Origin of the sequence: Pectobacterium betavasculorum (genome assembly GCF_000749845.1) — a bacterium.
Taxonomy (GTDB): domain Bacteria; phylum Pseudomonadota; class Gammaproteobacteria; order Enterobacterales; family Enterobacteriaceae; genus Pectobacterium; species Pectobacterium betavasculorum.
Genome location: NZ_JQHM01000001.1, coordinates 264,122 through 280,470 on the forward strand (window position 1 = coordinate 264,122; position 16,349 = coordinate 280,470).

Genomic DNA, 16,349 nt, shown 5'->3' on the forward strand with positions numbered 1-16,349 from the left:
TGGCAGCTTGTCAGCGTTTGCAAGCTAATCCCTTCCTGCGAGGAGCAAGGAGTCAAAATGTTTGATGTAGTCGAACTGTCACGTTTACAGTTTGCCTTAACCGCAATGTACCATTTTCTATTCGTACCATTAACGCTGGGGATGGCGTTTTTGCTGGCGATTATGGAAACGGTATATGTGCTGTCCGGCAAACAAATCTATAAAGATATGACCAAATTCTGGGGCAAGTTATTCGCAATTAACTTCGCTCTGGGGGTCGCTACCGGATTGACCATGGAGTTTCAATTCGGGACCAACTGGTCATATTTCTCTCACTACGTCGGGGATATTTTCGGCGCACCGCTGGCGATTGAAGGCCTGATGGCATTCTTCCTGGAATCGACCTTTGTTGGCTTATTCTTCTTCGGTTGGGACCGTCTAGGAAAAGTGCAGCATATGGCCGTAACCTGGTTGGTTGCTCTGGGCTCTAACTTCTCTGCACTGTGGATTCTGGTCGCCAATGGCTGGATGCAAAATCCTATCGCATCGGATTTCAACTTCGAAACCATGCGTATGGAAATGGTGAGTTTCGCCGATCTGGTACTGAATCCGGTTGCGCAGGTGAAATTCGTTCACACAGTGGCAGCAGGTTACTGTACTGGCGCGATGTTCATTCTGGGCATCAGTTCCTACTATCTGCTGAAAGGCCGCGACATTGCCTTTGCTAAGCGTTCATTCGCCATTGCAGCAAGCTTCGGTCTGGCTTCTGTGCTGTCCGTTATCGTACTGGGTGATGAATCCGGTTATGAAATGGGTGACGTGCAGAAAACCAAACTGGCAGCGATTGAAGCCGAATGGGAAACTCAGCCCGCTCCGGCATCCTTTACGCTGATCGGCATCCCGAACCAGGACACGATGGAAAATAACTATGCCATCAAGATTCCTTACGCTCTGGGGATAATTGCCACTCGTTCGACTGACAAAGAAGTCACCGGTCTGAAAGAGCTGATGGCGATGCATGAAGTGCGTATTCGTAATGGTATGCAGGCTTACCATTTGTTGGAAGAATTACGTGCAGGCAACACCGACCCAGCGGTTAAAGCAGCATTCGATCAGTCTAAGCAAGATCTGGGCTATGGCCTGTTGCTGAAACGCTATACGCCGAAAGTCTCTGATGCGACAGAAACGCAGATTAAGCAGGCGGTTAAAGATTCTATTCCACGCGTTGCACCGCTGTATTTCTCATTCCGTATCATGGTGGGTTGCGGCATTCTGATGCTGTTGATCATCGGCCTGTCTTTCTGGACCGTCCTGCGTGGCAAAATTGGTCAGAAACGCTGGCTGCACCGGATCGCGCTGTATGGTATTCCGCTGCCGTGGATTGCTATCGAAGCTGGCTGGTTTGTCGCTGAATATGGCCGCCAACCTTGGGCCATCGGTGAAATACTGCCAACGGCCGTCGCGACGTCATCACTGACCGCAGGGGATATCCTGTTCTCAATGGCGCTGATCTGTGGTCTGTATACGCTCTTCCTGGTTGCAGAAATGTATCTGATGTTCAAATACGCACGTTTGGGGCCGAGCAGCCTGAGAACGGGGCGCTACCATTTTGAACAACCTATAGCAGCTGCGCAGGAAGCACGGTAAACAGGAGTCCACTATGTTTGAATATGAAGTCTTACGTTTTATCTGGTGGCTGTTGATCGGTATTTTGCTGATTGGCTTCGCCATCACTGATGGTTTTGACATGGGTGTGGGCATTCTGGTTCGTCTGATGGGACGTGGGGATACTGAGCGTCGTGTCATGATTAACAGTATTGCTCCGCACTGGGACGGTAACCAGGTATGGTTGATCACCGCAGGTGGTGCGCTGTTTGCTGCCTGGCCGATGGTTTACGCTGCCGCGTTCTCCGGTTTCTACATTGCCATGATTCTGGTGCTGGCCTCGTTGTTCTTCCGTCCTGTCGGCTTCGATTACCGTTCAAAAATCGAAGATCCGCGCTGGCGTGGAATGTGGGACTGGGGCATCTTCATTGGTAGCTTTGTCCCGCCGGTTGTCATTGGTGTAGCGTTTGGCAACCTGTTGCAGGGGGTGCCGTTCCACGTCGATGAGTATCTGCGTCTGTACTACACCGGAAACTTCTTCCAACTGTTGAACCCGTTTGGCTTGCTGGCTGGTGTAGTGAGTCTGACAATGATTCTTGCTCAGGGGGCAACTTACCTGATGATGCGGACCACTGGCGACCTGCACGTGCGTTCCAAATCTGCCGCGCAGATTTCTGCATTGGTCATGATGGTGGCGTTTGCTCTGGCTGGCGTATGGGTGATTTACGGTATTGATGGTTATGTGGTGACCTCTGCGATTAACACGGCGGCTGAGTCTAATCCACTGCGTAAAGAAGTTGTTCAGCAGGCGGGTGCCTGGTTGGTTAACTTCAACAACCATCCGGTATTGTGGGCTATCCCCGTGCTGGGCGTGGTGTTACCTGTGTTGACGACCCTCATGGCGCGCGCAGAGAAAGGGGCATGGGCATTCTTGTTCTCTTCTCTGACTATCGCTTGTGTGATTCTGACTGCTGGGATCGCTATGTTCCCGTTCATCATGCCGTCAGTAACGATGCCTAACGTCAGCTTGACGGTATGGGATGCGACATCGAGCCTGCTGACGCTGAAAGTGATGACAGTGGTTGCGATTATATTCGTTCCTATCGTGCTTTCTTATACCGCATGGTGTTACTACAAGATGTTCGGTCGCATTACCAAAGAGCAGATTGAGCAAAACACTCACTCTATGTACTAAGTAAGGAGCTAAATTTATGTGGTATTTTGCCTGGATACTCGGAACGCTTCTTGCTTGCTCACTGGGGATCATTACGGCCCTGGCTATTGAGCAGAGTGAGGCAAGCAAAGCGGCTGAAGAAGATAAGCAATGAGTGATCTGGTCGATAAACTCTATCGCCTGATGGATAAGAGCCCGATAAGGGCTCTTTCCCTTATCATGGCGTTACTACTGGCTGGCTGTGTATTCTGGGATCCGACGCGCTTTGCGGCGCGTACCAGTGAACTCGCGGTTTGGCAGGGGCTGCTATTGATTTGGGCGGTTTGCGCTGGCGTTGTTCATGGCGTCGGTTTCCGTCCACATCGTCTGCTCTGGCGAGCGTTTTTCGCACCACTTCCCGCCTTTGTGATCCTGTGCGCAGGATTGTACTATTTCTTCGGTTAAAATAGCTTCCTATTCCATTTCGTTATGGGTTGCTTGCAGCCCATAATTATTTTCTTTCCGCTGTCACAATCCATTCCAAACCTCATTTCTCTTGCGTATAGTAGCGAGGTTTAATGCATTACTGGGATGTAGAGTGAGTCATTCATTGTTTCGCTGGCCAGTTCGAGTCTACTTTGAAGACACTGATGCAGGTGGCGTTGTCTACCATGCGCGCTATGTTGCCTTTTATGAAAGGGCAAGGACTGAGGCGTTACGTGAGAGCAATTTTCACCAGCAAGCTTTGTTAAGCGAGCATGTCGCGTTTGCTGTTCGTCGGATGACGGTGGAGTATCTTGCTCCTGCTCGCCTTGACGACATGCTGGAAGTGCAAAGCGAGATTATCTCGCTGCGTGGTGCTTCTATGACTTTCGCACAGCGTATTCTCAATGCTCACGGTACCCTGCTAAGCCATGCTGAAGTTTTGATCGCATGCATCGATCCACATCAAATGAAGCCGATTGCGCTTCCTAAGTCTTTTGTCGCGGAGTTCAAGCAGTGACTGACATGAACGTTTTTGATTTGTTCCTGAAGGCAAGCCTTCTGGTCAAACTAATCATGCTGATTTTAATCTGTTTTTCTATCGCTTCCTGGGCGATCATTATTCAGCGTACTCGAATTTTGAATGCGGCGACGCGTGAGGCTGAAGCGTTCGAGGACAAATTTTGGTCGGGCATCGAATTGTCGCGTCTTTATCAGGAAAGCCAGAGTCGTCGCGATAGCCTGACGGGCACTGAACAAATCTTCCATTCAGGTTTCAAAGAATTTGCGCGGCTGCATCGTGCTAACAGCCATGCGCCGGAAGCCGTAGTGGAAGGGGCGTCCCGTGCAATGCGTATTTCAATGAATCGTGAATTGGAAACGCTGGAAACGCATATTCCCTTTTTGGGAACCGTGGGTTCTATCAGCCCGTATATCGGCCTGTTCGGTACCGTTTGGGGAATTATGCACGCTTTCATCGCGCTGGGCGCCGTGAAGCAGGCAACCTTGCAAATGGTTGCGCCTGGTATTGCCGAAGCTTTGATTGCAACGGCAATCGGCCTGTTTGCTGCGATTCCTGCGGTCATGGCGTACAACCGCCTGAGCCAGCGGGTAGGCAAACTTGAGCAGAATTACGACAACTTTACCGAAGAGTTCATCGCGATCCTGCACCGTCAGGCGTTCTCCAGCGACAACAGCAAGTAATCAGGGGGGATCATGGCACGAGTACGCAGAGGTCGTCGTGAGCTGAAATCCGAGATCAACATTGTCCCGTTACTGGACGTGCTGTTGGTGCTGTTGCTGATTTTTATGGCGACAGCGCCGATTATTACGCAGAGCGTCGAGGTGGATCTGCCTGATGCGACCGACTCAAAAACGGTCTCCAGTAACGACAATCCACCCGTGATCGTAGAGGTTTCAGGCATAGGACAATATAGCCTGGTTGTTGAACAAAACCGTATGGAACAGCTTCCGGCAGAGCAGGTGGTTGCAGAAGCACAATCACGACTGGCAACCAACCCCAAGACGGTCTTTTTGATTGGTGGTGCGAAGGATGTTCCTTATGATGAGATCATTAAAGCGTTGAATTTGTTGCATCAGGCTGGCGTAAAATCCGTTGGTTTGATGACGCAACCGATTTAAATGAGCGCATCACGGTAATGATCGTTAAGCCTATTTCTGGCAACACTGTTTTTGGGAATCGCTTGTGCTAAAGGCAAACGAACAAAACGATAAGCTGAAACGCGCCGTTATTATCTCGGCTGTTTTGCACATCATACTGATTGCTTTGCTGCTCTGGAGTTCGTCGACGCAAACGATGGATGCCAGCGGGGGCGGCGGAGGCTCGTCAATTGATGCAGTGATGGTCGATCCGAGCGCGGTGGTAGAGCAGTATAATCGGCAGCAGCAGCAGCAGACGGATGCGAAACGTTCTGAACAGCTGCGTCAAAAGCAGGCTGCGCAGCAGGCTGAAGAGCTCCAACAGAAACAAGCTGCTGAGCAACAACGCCTGAAAGAGCTGGAAAAAGAGCGTCTGCAAGCGCAGGAAGAGGCGAAAAAGCAGGCTCAGGAGCAGGCTGAGCAGCGTAAGCAGTCTGAAGCGTCGGCTCAGCAGGCAAAAGAACAACAGAAGCAAGCCGAAGCCGCTGCTGCGAAAGCGAAGGCCGAAGCTGAACAACAGGCAAAAGCTGCGGCAGACGCTAAGAAGAAAGCGGAAGACGAAGCGAAGAAACAAGCGGCTGCGGCCGCTGCGGCTAAGAAACAGGCGGAAGAAGAGGCCAAGGAAAAAGCCGCCGAAGCTGCTAAACAGAAGGCTGCTGAAACCGCCAAAGCTGAAGCAGCAAAGGCAGCCGCAGAGGCTGAACAGGCTAAACAAAAAGCAGCAGCCGAGGCGGCTAAGCAAAAAGCTGATGCTGAAGCAGCGAAAAAAGCAGAAGCGGCCGCAGCGGCCAAGAAAGCGGCTGATGAGAAAAAGAAAGCGGCAGCAGAAGCCGCTAAGCAGGAAAGCGCCGTTGATGATTTACTGGGCGGGCTGGCTTCATCGAAAAATGCGCCGAAATCTGGCGGAGGAGCACCTGCGGGAACCGGTAACAATAAAAAGAGCGGTGCATCAGGTGCGGCGCTCGACAGTTATGGTGGTCAGGTTCGCTCAGCCATTCAGAGCAAGTTTTATGATTGGCAGCTTTACAAAGGGCGCACCTGTACATTACGGATTAAGCTGGCGCCAGATGGTTTGCTGATTGATGTCACGGCAGAAGGTGGCGATCCGGCGTTGTGCCAGGCAGCTATCGCGGCTGCCAAACAGGCTAAAATACCGAAGCCACCAAGTACGGATGTTTATGAGGCTTTCAAAAATGCGCCGATAGATTTTAAACCGCAGTAACCGGGCTGTTTACCCAATAGATTTAAGATTATTACGATGGTAAATAAACCAGGTTATGTAGTTTTGTTGACATTGGTTTGTTTTTGTTAAAATTCTGCTAATTTATCGTAGACTTCGCGTCTGGATAAGGGAGATGAGATGAAGCAAGTACTGAAAGTTGCAGTAAGCTTTTTAATCCTGTGGGCAGCGGCGCTGCACGCGGAAGTACGTATAGAGATTACCCAAGGGGTAGACTCTGCACGTCCTATCGGCGTGGTTCCGTTCAAATGGGCCGGGCCGGGTGCTGCGCCTGAAGACGTAGGCGGCATCGTAGGTGCTGATTTGCGTAACAGTGGTAAATTCAACCCGATCGATGCAAACCGTATGCCACAGCAACCTGCAACGGCATCTGAAGTGACGCCTGCGGCATGGACGGCGTTGGGCATTGATGCCGTTGTTGTTGGTCAGGTTCAACCGAGTGCTGATGGTAGCTATTTGGTTTCTTACCAGCTTGTCGATACGTCGGGTAATCCTGGGAACGTACTGGCTCAGAACCAGTTCAAAGTGACTAAACAGTGGTTGCGCTATGCTGCGCACACGGCCAGTGATGAAGTGTTTGAAAAACTGAGTGGTATTAAAGGTGCTTTCCGTACCCGTATCGCTTACGTCGTGCAGACCAACGGTGGTCAGTTCCCTTATGAACTGCGCGTTGCCGACTACGACGGTTATAACCAGTTTGTGGTTCACCGCTCACCACAGCCGCTGATGTCTCCAGCCTGGTCCGCAGACGGCAGCAAACTCGCTTATGTGACATTTGAAAGCGGCCGTTCAGCATTGGTTATCCAAACGCTGGCAAATGGCGCGATCCGTCAGGTTGCGTCTTTCCCTCGTCACAACGGTGCGCCTTCTTTCTCTCCTGATGGCAGCAAACTGGCGTTTGCTCTGTCTAAGAGTGGTAGCCTGAACCTGTATGTGATGAATCTGGGATCGGGGCAAATCAGTCAGGTGACTGATGGCCGCAGCAATAACACGGAACCAACCTGGTTCCCTGACAGCCAGACCTTGGCCTATACTTCAGACCAGGCTGGTCGTCCTCAGGTTTACAAAGTTAATGCTAACGGCGGTGCTCCACAGCGTGTGACCTGGGAAGGTTCTCAGAATCAGGACTCTGATGTGAGCGCCGACGGGAAATTTTTGGTAACGGTGAGTTCTAATGGTGGGGCTCAGCATATTTCCAAACTGGATCTGGTAACGGGTGCCGTACAAGTGTTAACGGACACGTTCCTGGACGAAACGCCAAGTATCGCACCTAATGGCACGATGGTGATCTACAGCTCCAAACAAGGGCTGGGTTCAGTGCTACAGCTGGTTTCGACAGATGGACGTTTCAAAGCGCGTCTTCCGGCTACTGATGGACAGGTTAAATTCCCTGCCTGGTCGCCGTATCTATAAGTACAGATATGTACAATAAACTCGTCAAAGGACATAAGAAATGCAATTCAATAAAGTGCTGAAAGGCCTGATGTTGGCTCTGCCGGTACTGGCAGTGGCCGCTTGTAGTTCCAACAAGAATGCGGACAATGACCAATCTTCCATGGGTGCTGCTGGCAACAACGGCATGATGGACGGCGGTAACACGTCTTCTTCTGAGCAAGCTCGTTTGCAGATGCAAGAATTACAGCGCAACAACATCGTTTACTTCGGTCTGGACAAGTACGATGTGAGCTCTGAATTCGCTCAGATGCTGGACGCACACGCTGCATTCCTGCGTAGCAACCCGTCTTACAAAGTGACTATCGAAGGTCACGCGGACGAACGCGGTACGCCAGAATACAACATCGCTCTGGGTGAGCGTCGTGCCAACGCGGTACAAATGTACCTGCAAGGTAAAGGCGTTTCTTCCGATCAGATCTCTATCGTTTCTTACGGTAAAGAGAAACCCGCTGTTCTCGGTCATGACGAAGCGGCTTATGCCAAAAACCGTCGTGCCGTTCTGGTATATTAAGAGAATCGCATGAGCAGTAACTTCAGACGTCACCTGTTGGGTCTGTCGTTACTGGTTGGCGTAGCGGTCCCTTGGGCCGCTACTGCCCAAGCGCCAATCAGTAATGTCGGCTCAGGCTCGGTCGAAGACCGTGTCACTCAATTGGAGCGTATTTCTAACGCTCACAGTCAGCTTTTAACCCAACTTCAACAGCAGCTCTCTGATAATCAACGTGACATTGACAGCCTCCGTGGGCAGATTCAGGAAAGTCAGTATCAGTTGAATCAGGTTGTTGAACGGCAGAAACAGATCTATCAGCAGATTGATGGATTAAGTTCGCAATCATCTTCTACATCGACGGCAGGTGGCACATCTGCCGCTGCTGCGGGTACTGACACCGGTGCTGCCAATACGGCGGCACCGGCCAGTACGGGTGATGCCAATAGTGATTACAATGCCGCAGCCGCACTCGTACTGGAGAAAAAACAGTACGATCAGGCTATCAGCGCATTTCAGGCATTCGTCAAGAAATACCCCGATTCAACCTATCAACCTAATGCTAACTATTGGCTTGGTCAGTTGAATTACAACAAAGGGAAAAAGGACGATGCGGCGTACTATTTCGCCAATGTTGTCAAAAATTATCCCAAGTCACCAAAAAGTTCCGAAGCCTTGCTGAAGGTTGGGGTGATCATGCAGGAAAAAGGTCAGGCTGATAAAGCTAAAGCCGTTTACCAGCAAGTTGTAAAAATGTATCCCAATACGGAAAGTGCAAAGCAGGCGCAAAAGCGTTTAGCGGGATCGTAATACCGTATTAATTGGCACAAAAATTGCGCATCATGGGCGGTTTTTGTGCCTAAACGTCTTAAGAGTAAGCAATCAAACAGTTTTTTAAGAAAATAGGTTGCGCTGAAAATTTAAATCAGTAATATGTGCCGCCGTTGCCAAGGCAAACAGCAAAACGCTAAAGCAGCATGATATTGGGTCGTTAGCTCAGTCGGTAGAGCAGTTGACTTTTAATCAATTGGTCGCAGGTTCGAATCCTGCACGACCCACCAATTTCAAGTTTGATAGTTGATGTTGAATCGTGATGGATGAGAACCGAAAGGTTCGACAAAATCGGCAGTATCGATTTTGAACAACGCCAAGGCGTTGGCCCGAAGGGCGAGTAATCCTGCACGACCCACCAATTTCGAACGCAGTTGTAGTCTTGATAAGTATCAAAGCAGTTCCGCATTGCGGGTCGTTAGCTCAGTCGGTAGAGCAGTTGACTTTTAATCAATTGGTCGCAGGTTCGAATCCTGCACGACCCACCATTTCAGCAGTGGTATCCCTTCCTCGAATAAATTCATTTTAAGTAATATATCGCACGTGTCGTGTAGGTGAGACAAAACTATTGAAAATGGTTTTGAACAACGCTTGCGTTGGCCCTGTAAGGGTGAGTCTTAGAATAAGACGAATAACCTGCGCTCAGGTTCGAGCCGAGCGAAGCGAGACAGCAACGCGTTAGCGTTGACCCCGAAGGGGTGAGGCCGAAGGCCGAGTCATCCTGCACGACCCACCATTTCAGCAGTGGTATCCCTTCCTCGAATAAATTCACTTTAAGATGACTATCGCACGTGTCGTGCTGATGAGATAAAACCATTATCATTCCCTGCTCGTTAAGTCTTTGGAGTATATTAGGTCTTTGCCCTCTCTATGGACTATATAACCCGTCAGGAGCTGTTTTCTAATCCTATCGAGCAGGGGTGGAGTCATTGCCACAGGGAAGCGTGTATAGCCCTGTTTAGGAAGATATATGATTGGTCCGTTGATTAATGGTGCCGCTATCTTGATTGGTAGTGGTCTGGGCATTGCTTTACGTCGTTTTATCCCTCAACGTTTGCAGGATGGTCTGCCTCCCGCGTTTGCGATGGTATCGATTGCAATGGGTATCACGCTGGTTGTTAAAGTTCAGCAACTGCCAGCGGTGGCGCTGGCTATCGTGATTGGTGTTGCGTTAGGCGAACTGCTACGCATGGAATCCGGTGTCCAGTGGGCGGGTACGATGATTCAGAAAGGATTAAACCGCGTTCTGCCTGCACAGGAGCACCGCTTACCGCAGGATGTTTATACGCAGAATTTTACCGCGCTAATTGTTCTGTTTTGTGCCAGCGGTACAGGCGTGGTTGGGGCGTTGACGGAAGGGTTAACGGGTGATTACCAACTGCTTATTATTAAATCTGCTTTGGATATTTTCACCGCGCTGATTTTTTCCATCACGCTTGGTCTTGCAGTGATGTCGATAGCAATACCGCAGATGATTGTCCAGGCGCTGTTGTTTTTCTCCGCCAAATTGATTATGCCCTTTATGACCGAGGTCACGATGGGCGATTTTTCTGCCTGTGGCGGGATTATCATGATTGCAGTAGGGCTGAGGATTGCGCAGATCAAATCATTTGCGGTAGTTAACTTCCTGCCTGCTTTGGTTCTGGTTATTCCTATCTCTCTGTACTGGCATCGGTTCCTCGCCTAAAGCGCAGCGTCTGACGTTCGAAGGCATGTCGCCGCTAAAAATTTGTATAACTTCCTGATCGGTAAGCGGCATATTTTTGCTGCACACATAAATATGCTTTCCTTGCGGGCTGATGCTCTTGGCTAGCTCAATATAGCTGGCAAATTCTACCTGACTATGGCCGCCTTCATTCATCTCCATGGGATGGATGATGACGTTGTGTGAGTAAAACAAATCAACCAGTCGTTTAGCCGCTACCTTGCGCACAAGTCGATCCAATAGTTTCATCGCAGGAATCATCTGCCCGAGCAGTAAGCGCGTGGTGGTAAAAGGCACTTCTGGTTGCTCGGTCATCTCTTTTTTAGAGTCCACGTTTCTGACGGTCAAAGTATCGCGATATATTCTGATATAGAGACTGGCCATGCCATTTCTCTCCTTGTCTCTCTTCTGCTGATAATACCATCCACGCATCTCACATTATTATTTTAAGCATAGTAAACAAAATGGTCGATTTTATGGAAAAAACACCGCGACTTTGGGCAAGGTTTTCGGTATTTTGTTTAGGATAAAAAACTCCAATACTGGTAGTGAATCAGTATCAGGTGTTCCAACCCGAGTTTTCATCGTGGAAAACCATAATGAGCATTCTTTTTGATAGCAATGAGACCATTTATCCCTTTCCGCCGAAGCCGAGACCCTTATCGGTTGATGCAAAACAGCACTATCGTAGCAGGATAAAGGCGCTGCTGCGGGAAAGAAACGCTGTTATGGTCGCGCACTACTATACCGATCCTGAAATTCAGGCGCTGGCTGAAGAAACCGGTGGTTGTGTGGCAGACTCGCTGGAAATGGCCCGCTTCGGTAGCACCCATTCGGCATCGACGCTGTTGGTGGCGGGTGTTCGCTTTATGGGGGAAACGGCCAAAATACTTAACCCGGAGAAGACGATTCTGATGCCTACGCTGGAAGCAGAATGCTCGCTCGATCTCGGCTGCCCCGTCGATGAATTCAGCCGTTTTTGCGATGCGCATCCAGACCGAACGGTGGTGGTGTATGCCAATACCTCTGCGGCGGTAAAGGCGCGTGCGGATTGGGTGGTTACATCCAGCATTGCGGTGGAGCTGATCGAACATCTGGATAGCCTGGGAGAAAAGATTATCTGGGCTCCAGATCGCCACTTGGGAAGCTATGTACAAAAACAGACGCAGGCGGATGTACTGTGCTGGCAAGGCGCTTGCATTGTGCATGACGAGTTTAAAACGCAGGCGCTTCAGCGCATGAAGATTTTGCACCCCGATGCGGCAATTTTGGTTCATCCAGAGTCGCCACAGAGCGTGGTAGAGATGGCTGACGCGGTTGGGTCAACCAGCCAACTGATTCAAGCAGCAAAAACGCTGCCACAGCGTGAACTGATTGTGGCAACCGATCGCGGTATTTTCTACAAGATGCAGCAGGCCTGCCCAGAGAAAATATTGCTGGAAGCGCCGACAGCGGGTGAAGGGGCAACCTGCCGGAGTTGCGCCCACTGCCCGTGGATGGCGATGAATGGGCTGGAGGCGATTGCTAACGGTCTGGAACAAGGTGGCGATGCGCATGAGATACATGTTGATGCTGCTTTGCGGGAAGGTGCGCTAATCCCGCTAAACCGTATGCTGGATTTTGCTGCTTCGCTAAAATTGCGTGTGAAAGGGAATGCATGACGAGGGATTCAGGGCATTTTAATAGCGATTTCTAATAACTGAGACAGGGTGGTGAGATGGATTTTTTTAGTACCAGTAATATTTTAATTCATATCCCTTTGGGTGAAGGGGGATACGATCTTTCCTGGATTGAGGCGATTGGCACGCTATTTGGGTTGCTGTGTATCTGGTTAGCGAGCCAGGAAAAAACCATCAACTATCTGTTTGGTTTGATTAACGTCACGCTGTTTGCCGTGATCTTTTTCCAGATTCAGCTTTACGCTAGCCTGTTGCTGCAAATTTTCTTCTTTGCCGCCAATATTTATGGCTGGTACGCCTGGACGCGCAAGACGGATGCGCAAGAAGTGGAATTACGTATCCGTTGGCTACCGGTGCAGAAGCTCATTGGCTGGTCGGTAGCCTGTGTAGTCGCGATTGGCTTAATGACGTTCTACATCGATGCGGTATTTGCTGTGCTAACGCGTATTGCCGTTTCCGGCATGCAAGGGCTAGGGTTGGCGGTACAAATGCCGAACCTTCAGCCGGATGCATTCCCATTCTGGGATTCCACCATGATGGTGTTGTCGATTGTGGCGATGATCCTGATGACGCGCAAATACGTCGAGAACTGGCTGCTTTGGGTGGTGATTGATGTGATAAGCGTGGTGATTTTTGCTTATCAGGGCGTGTATGCGATGGCGGTAGAATACGCGATCCTGACGCTGATTGCCCTGAACGGCTCTTGGCTGTGGATTAAGAGCGCGAAGGAAAATCGCGTCAGCGCGGTTTCAAACGGCGTGTAATCCAAACTCAATGCTTGTGGTGATGGCCTTCTGCATCCCGCTTTTCACCATCATGAATAGCCGAATAATGGTTTTCCTGATGAAAAGAGCAGTGGTCATCATCACAGCGTTGATATTCCATCTGAATTGTCGCGTGTTCAATCTGGTAGTGCTTTAGTAAGTATGCCTGAATACGTCTTAGCAGCGCATCGTGATCGTGAGGCGGCACCACCTGTGCATGCAGCGTCATCATTGGTTTCTCGCCAACCTGCCATAAATGAACATGATGGATGTTCCTGACTTCGGGAATGTTCAGCGTCAGATCTTTCTGTAGTGCCTCAACGCTGAGCTGGCTCGGTGTGCCTTCTAATAGTTCGTGAATACTCTCTTTCAATAGTGCCCACGCGCTACGCAGCACCAGACACGACACCAAAATAGAGAGAATCGGGTCGATAGGCGTCCAGTTGGTATAAAGGATGATGACGGCGGCGACAATTGCGCCAACGGATCCTAACAGATCGCCCAGCACATGCAGGGCTGCCGCGCGGACGTTAATGTTTTTCTCTTCGCTACCATGGTGTAACAGCCAAAATGCCACCATGTTTGCGAGTAACCCAGCAATGGCGACAATCAGCATGGGGATGCCAGCTACGGGCTGAGGCGCATAGAAGCGTTGAATCGCCTCCCAGAAGATAAAGGCAGTAATCAGTATCAGCGTCAGCGCGTTCACAAAGGCGGCAAGGGTGGTGAGTCGCAGATAACCAAAGGTATGGCGCGCATTCGGTTTACGCTGCGCGAAACGCACGGCGACAAGTGCGACGAACAGCGCCGCGGCGTCGGTCAGCATATGACCCGCATCCGCGAGCAGCGCCAGGGAGCCGGACAGCAGGCCGCCAATGACTTCTGCCACCATAAACGTCGCGGTAATGATGAATGCGGCAAGCAGACGTTTACTGTTGCCTGTTTCCGTGTGGCTGTGGTTATGTGCCATAAATCACCCTGAGTTGTGTTTTTATTCCACTTTACTGAAACCCACAGAGAAAACCTATCCTGTGTCACCCAGCTGTCGGTGGGCTTTTTTCTGGTGAAAATAGGACGGATGCGGCATCTGAGAGCATTTGATCGCGTAAATCCCACTGATTTCAGCGTCCTGATAACACCAGCTTGACATATAATAATCAATCTTCAATATGAAACATCCCGTTTCTCAAGCTACCCGCACAGGCAGGATGGCGCGTATTGGATGGGGCTAACATACCGTTTCGGAACCGATGGATTTATTTATGAATTACCAAAATGATGATTTAAGAATTAAAGAGATTAATGAACTTTTGCCGCCGGTTGCTTTGCTAGAAAAGTTTCCAGCCACGGAGAAGGCCGCGGAAACGGTATCGTTCGCGCGTACAGCTATCCATAAAATTCTTAACGGCAATGACGACCGCCTGTTGGTGGTGATTGGTCCTTGCTCGATCCACGACACGAAAGCGGCGAAAGAGTATGCCGCGCGTCTGCTGACGCTGCGTAATGAGCTGAGTGGCGATCTGGAAGTGGTCATGCGGGTTTATTTTGAAAAACCGCGCACGACGATTGGCTGGAAAGGACTCATCAACGATCCGCAGATGGATAATAGTTTCCAGATCAACGATGGCCTGCGCATTGCGCGCCAGCTGCTGTTGGAAATTAACGATACCGGTTTACCGGCTGCGGGTGAATTCCTGGATATGATTACCCCGCAATACCTGGCGGATCTGATGAGCTGGGGCGCTATTGGCGCACGTACTACAGAATCTCAGGTACACCGTGAATTAGCGTCTGGCTTGTCATGTCCTGTTGGCTTTAAAAATGGCACCGACGGCACGATCAAGGTAGCGATTGATGCGATCAACGCCGCCAGTGCGCCGCACTGCTTCCTGTCTGTCACCAAATGGGGACATTCAGCTATCGTGAACACCAGCGGTAACAACGATTGCCACATCATTCTGCGCGGTGGTAAAACGCCGAATTACAGCGCTGAACACGTTAAAGACGTGAAGGTTGGCTTGGAAAAAGCGGGTCTGGCACCACAGGTTATGATCGATTTCAGCCATGCGAACAGCAGCAAACAGTTCAAAAAGCAGATGGATGTCTGTACTGATGTCTGTGGGCAGATCGCACAGGGCGAAAAAGCGATCATGGGTGTGATGGTGGAAAGCCATCTGGTTGAAGGCAACCAGAATCTGGAAAGTGGTGAGCCGCTGGTTTATGGCCGTAGCGTTACCGATGCCTGCATTGGCTGGGAAGACACAGAATCGCTGTTGCGCCAGTTGGCGTCTGCTGTACGCGAGCGCCGCAGCAAGTAACATCGAATGGCGTTGCATTTTCACGCCATAAAAAATGCTCTCTATGTTTTCTGCCTGCAATAGGGTGTGACAGATAGCGGACAATAAAAAACCCGGCGCAGGCCGGGTTTTTCAGTTCAAAGGTAAATTACTTCGCTTTACCCTGATTCGCTACTGCGGCAGCTTTTGCGGCGATTTCGTCCGCGTTGCCTAGGTAGTAACGTTTGATTGGCTTGAAGTTCTCGTCGAACTCATATACCAACGGCACGCCAGTTGGGATATTCAGTTCCAGAATTTCGTCTTCGCCCATGTTGTCCAGGTATTTCACCAGTGCACGCAGTGAGTTACCGTGAGCTGCGACGATGACGCGCTCACCGCTCTTGATACGTGGCAGGATGGTTTCGGTCCAGTAAGGCACAACACGTTCGATGGTCAGTGCCAGGCTTTCAGTCAGCGGCAGCTCTTTGTCGCTCAGAGCAGCGTAACGTGGATCGTGGCCTGGGAAACGTTCGTCATCACGCGTTAACTCTGGAGGTGTGATTGCGAAACCACGACGCCATTGTTTAACCTGCTCGTCACCGTATTTCTCAGCCGTTTCGGCTTTGTTCAGACCCTGTAACGCACCGTAGTGGCGTTCATTCAGTTTCCAGGATTTCTCAACTGGCAACCAGGCTTGATCCAGCTCGTCCAGCACGTTCCACAGTGTGTGAATGGCACGTTTCAGCACGGAGGTATACGCGAAATCAAAGGCAAAACCTTCGTCTTTCAGCAACTGACCTGCGGCTTTGGCTTCTGAACGACCCTTGTCGGACAGATCAACATCGTACCAGCCTGTGAAGCGGTTTTCGTTGTTCCACTGGCTCTCACCGTGTCTTACCAGTACTAGCTTAGTTACAGCCATAGCTAAACTCCTTCCTATCCTAAGATTTCTGTGATAACTGATTTCATTATAGGGGTGGAGAGCGGTTATCGGCAATCGATAGTCGATGGCAGGCGTGATTTATCCGCAGGT

18 protein-coding genes, 2 tRNA genes and 2 other RNA genes are annotated in these 16,349 nt (G+C 50.3%); 19 read left to right on the forward strand and 3 right to left on the reverse strand.

Going from position 1 to position 16,349, the window contains the following annotated elements; all coding sequences use genetic code 11:
• Positions 1-57: 57 nt before the first annotated feature.
• The 16 genes from cydA (at position 58) to KP22_RS01250 (ending at position 10,579) form a co-directional block, all read left to right on the forward strand.
• The gene (gene cydA, locus KP22_RS01190) at positions 58-1,626 is read left to right on the forward strand and encodes a cytochrome ubiquinol oxidase subunit I (RefSeq protein WP_039302099.1); all 1,569 of its coding nucleotides are present in this window, start codon (positions 58-60) and stop codon (positions 1,624-1,626) included.
• Between the two features lie 13 nt (positions 1,627-1,639).
• Positions 1,640-2,779: a cytochrome d ubiquinol oxidase subunit II gene (gene cydB / locus KP22_RS01195; protein ID WP_039302102.1), complete on the forward strand. Its 1,140-nt coding sequence runs from the start codon at positions 1,640-1,642 to the stop codon at positions 2,777-2,779.
• Positions 2,780-2,795: 16 nt separating this feature from the next.
• Positions 2,796-2,912, forward strand: coding sequence for a cytochrome bd-I oxidase subunit CydX (gene cydX / locus KP22_RS21365; protein WP_011092952.1), 117 nt, complete (start codon positions 2,796-2,798; stop codon positions 2,910-2,912).
• On the forward strand, positions 2,909-3,202 hold the full coding sequence (gene ybgE, locus KP22_RS01200) for a cyd operon protein YbgE (RefSeq protein WP_039302106.1): 294 nt from the start codon (positions 2,909-2,911) through the stop codon (positions 3,200-3,202). The genes cydX and ybgE overlap by 4 nt, the downstream gene beginning before the upstream one ends.
• Positions 3,203-3,335: 133 nt before the next feature.
• A complete protein-coding gene (gene ybgC, locus KP22_RS01205) occupies positions 3,336-3,740 on the forward strand; it encodes a tol-pal system-associated acyl-CoA thioesterase (RefSeq protein ID WP_039302109.1) in 405 nt (134 codons plus the stop codon).
• Positions 3,737-4,423 carry a Tol-Pal system protein TolQ gene (tolQ, locus tag KP22_RS01210; protein WP_039302113.1) on the forward strand — a complete coding sequence of 229 codons (687 nt, stop codon included), beginning with the start codon at positions 3,737-3,739 and terminating at the stop codon, positions 4,421-4,423. The genes ybgC and tolQ overlap by 4 nt, the downstream gene beginning before the upstream one ends.
• Before the next feature lie 12 nt (positions 4,424-4,435).
• Positions 4,436-4,861, forward strand: a complete 426-nt coding sequence (gene tolR / locus KP22_RS01215; RefSeq protein WP_005973933.1) for a colicin uptake protein TolR — start codon at positions 4,436-4,438, stop codon at positions 4,859-4,861.
• Positions 4,862-4,925: 64 nt separating this feature from the next.
• A complete protein-coding gene (gene tolA / locus KP22_RS01220; protein WP_039302116.1) occupies positions 4,926-6,101 on the forward strand; it encodes a cell envelope integrity protein TolA in 1,176 nt (391 codons plus the stop codon).
• 138 nt (positions 6,102-6,239) lie between these two features.
• Entirely contained in the window at positions 6,240-7,532 is a 1,293-nt protein-coding gene (gene tolB / locus KP22_RS01225) for a Tol-Pal system beta propeller repeat protein TolB (RefSeq protein WP_039302119.1), read from the forward strand.
• Between the two features lie 40 nt (positions 7,533-7,572).
• Positions 7,573-8,085, forward strand: coding sequence for a peptidoglycan-associated lipoprotein Pal (pal, locus tag KP22_RS01230; RefSeq protein WP_039302122.1), 513 nt, complete (start codon positions 7,573-7,575; stop codon positions 8,083-8,085).
• A gap of 9 nt (positions 8,086-8,094) precedes the next feature.
• Positions 8,095-8,871 (forward strand): cell division protein CpoB, encoded by a 777-nt coding sequence (gene cpoB / locus KP22_RS01235; RefSeq protein ID WP_039302126.1) that lies wholly within the window; start codon positions 8,095-8,097, stop codon positions 8,869-8,871.
• 175 nt (positions 8,872-9,046) lie between these two features.
• Positions 9,047-9,122: transfer RNA gene (locus tag KP22_RS01240), tRNA-Lys, on the forward strand.
• A gap of 15 nt (positions 9,123-9,137) precedes the next feature.
• Positions 9,138-9,253: non-coding RNA, RtT sRNA (locus tag KP22_RS21370), on the forward strand.
• 51 nt (positions 9,254-9,304) lie between these two features.
• Positions 9,305-9,380, forward strand: a tRNA-Lys gene (locus tag KP22_RS01245).
• Between the two features lie 118 nt (positions 9,381-9,498).
• A non-coding RNA gene (locus KP22_RS21375) (RtT sRNA) lies at positions 9,499-9,628 on the forward strand.
• A 234-nt stretch (positions 9,629-9,862) separates the two neighbouring features.
• Positions 9,863-10,579, forward strand: a complete 717-nt coding sequence (locus KP22_RS01250; RefSeq protein WP_039302130.1) for a DUF554 domain-containing protein — start codon at positions 9,863-9,865, stop codon at positions 10,577-10,579.
• Here KP22_RS01250 and KP22_RS21380 read toward each other — a convergent pair.
• Positions 10,499-10,981, reverse strand: a complete 483-nt coding sequence (locus KP22_RS21380) for a YjaA family stress response protein (protein ID WP_231566842.1) — start codon at positions 10,979-10,981, stop codon at positions 10,499-10,501. The two genes, KP22_RS01250 and KP22_RS21380, sit on opposite strands and share 81 nt — an antisense overlap.
• 215 nt (positions 10,982-11,196) lie before the next feature.
• Between KP22_RS21380 and nadA the strand changes: the two genes are divergently transcribed.
• A complete protein-coding gene (gene nadA / locus KP22_RS01255) occupies positions 11,197-12,258 on the forward strand; it encodes a quinolinate synthase NadA (RefSeq protein ID WP_039302133.1) in 1,062 nt (353 codons plus the stop codon).
• A gap of 56 nt (positions 12,259-12,314) precedes the next feature.
• Positions 12,315-13,040 carry a nicotinamide riboside transporter PnuC gene (gene pnuC, locus KP22_RS01260; protein ID WP_039302136.1) on the forward strand — a complete coding sequence of 242 codons (726 nt, stop codon included), beginning with the start codon at positions 12,315-12,317 and terminating at the stop codon, positions 13,038-13,040.
• A 7-nt stretch (positions 13,041-13,047) separates the two neighbouring features.
• Here the strand turns inward: pnuC and zitB are convergent, their stop codons facing one another.
• A complete protein-coding gene (zitB, locus tag KP22_RS01265) occupies positions 13,048-14,010 on the reverse strand; it encodes a CDF family zinc transporter ZitB (protein WP_039302139.1) in 963 nt (320 codons plus the stop codon).
• A 292-nt stretch (positions 14,011-14,302) separates the two neighbouring features.
• Here zitB and aroG point away from each other — a divergent pair, with 292 nt between their 5' ends.
• Positions 14,303-15,358, forward strand: a complete 1,056-nt coding sequence (gene aroG / locus KP22_RS01270; protein WP_039302142.1) for a 3-deoxy-7-phosphoheptulonate synthase AroG — start codon at positions 14,303-14,305, stop codon at positions 15,356-15,358.
• A 127-nt stretch (positions 15,359-15,485) separates the two neighbouring features.
• Here aroG and gpmA read toward each other — a convergent pair whose 3' ends face one another.
• Complete coding sequence (gene gpmA, locus KP22_RS01275) at positions 15,486-16,238, reverse strand: 2,3-diphosphoglycerate-dependent phosphoglycerate mutase (protein ID WP_005973959.1); 753 nt, start codon at positions 16,236-16,238, stop codon at positions 15,486-15,488.
• Between the last annotated feature and the right edge of the window lie 111 nt (positions 16,239-16,349).

Excerpts from the sequence above, each read along its gene's own strand:
- KP22_RS01250 (WP_039302130.1), top strand. The coding sequence starts at position 9,863 with ATGATTGGTCCGTTGATTAATGGTGCCGCTATCTTGATTGGTAGTGGT.
- gpmA (WP_005973959.1), bottom strand. The coding sequence starts at position 16,238 with ATGGCTGTAACTAAGCTAGTACTGGTAAGACACGGTGAGAGCCAGTGG.
- tolR (WP_005973933.1), top strand. The coding sequence starts at position 4,436 with ATGGCACGAGTACGCAGAGGTCGTCGTGAGCTGAAATCCGAGATCAAC.
- tolB (WP_039302119.1), top strand. The coding sequence starts at position 6,240 with ATGAAGCAAGTACTGAAAGTTGCAGTAAGCTTTTTAATCCTGTGGGCA.
- pal (WP_039302122.1), top strand. The coding sequence starts at position 7,573 with ATGCAATTCAATAAAGTGCTGAAAGGCCTGATGTTGGCTCTGCCGGTA.
- ybgE (WP_039302106.1), top strand. The coding sequence starts at position 2,909 with ATGAGTGATCTGGTCGATAAACTCTATCGCCTGATGGATAAGAGCCCG.
- cydB (WP_039302102.1), top strand. The coding sequence starts at position 1,640 with ATGTTTGAATATGAAGTCTTACGTTTTATCTGGTGGCTGTTGATCGGT.
- nadA (WP_039302133.1), top strand. The coding sequence starts at position 11,197 with ATGAGCATTCTTTTTGATAGCAATGAGACCATTTATCCCTTTCCGCCG.
- cydX (WP_011092952.1), top strand. The coding sequence starts at position 2,796 with ATGTGGTATTTTGCCTGGATACTCGGAACGCTTCTTGCTTGCTCACTG.
- aroG (WP_039302142.1), top strand. The coding sequence starts at position 14,303 with ATGAATTACCAAAATGATGATTTAAGAATTAAAGAGATTAATGAACTT.
- KP22_RS21380 (WP_231566842.1), bottom strand. The coding sequence starts at position 10,981 with ATGGCCAGTCTCTATATCAGAATATATCGCGATACTTTGACCGTCAGA.
- cpoB (WP_039302126.1), top strand. The coding sequence starts at position 8,095 with ATGAGCAGTAACTTCAGACGTCACCTGTTGGGTCTGTCGTTACTGGTT.
- zitB (WP_039302139.1), bottom strand. The coding sequence starts at position 14,010 with ATGGCACATAACCACAGCCACACGGAAACAGGCAACAGTAAACGTCTG.
- cydA (WP_039302099.1), top strand. The coding sequence starts at position 58 with ATGTTTGATGTAGTCGAACTGTCACGTTTACAGTTTGCCTTAACCGCA.
- pnuC (WP_039302136.1), top strand. The coding sequence starts at position 12,315 with ATGGATTTTTTTAGTACCAGTAATATTTTAATTCATATCCCTTTGGGT.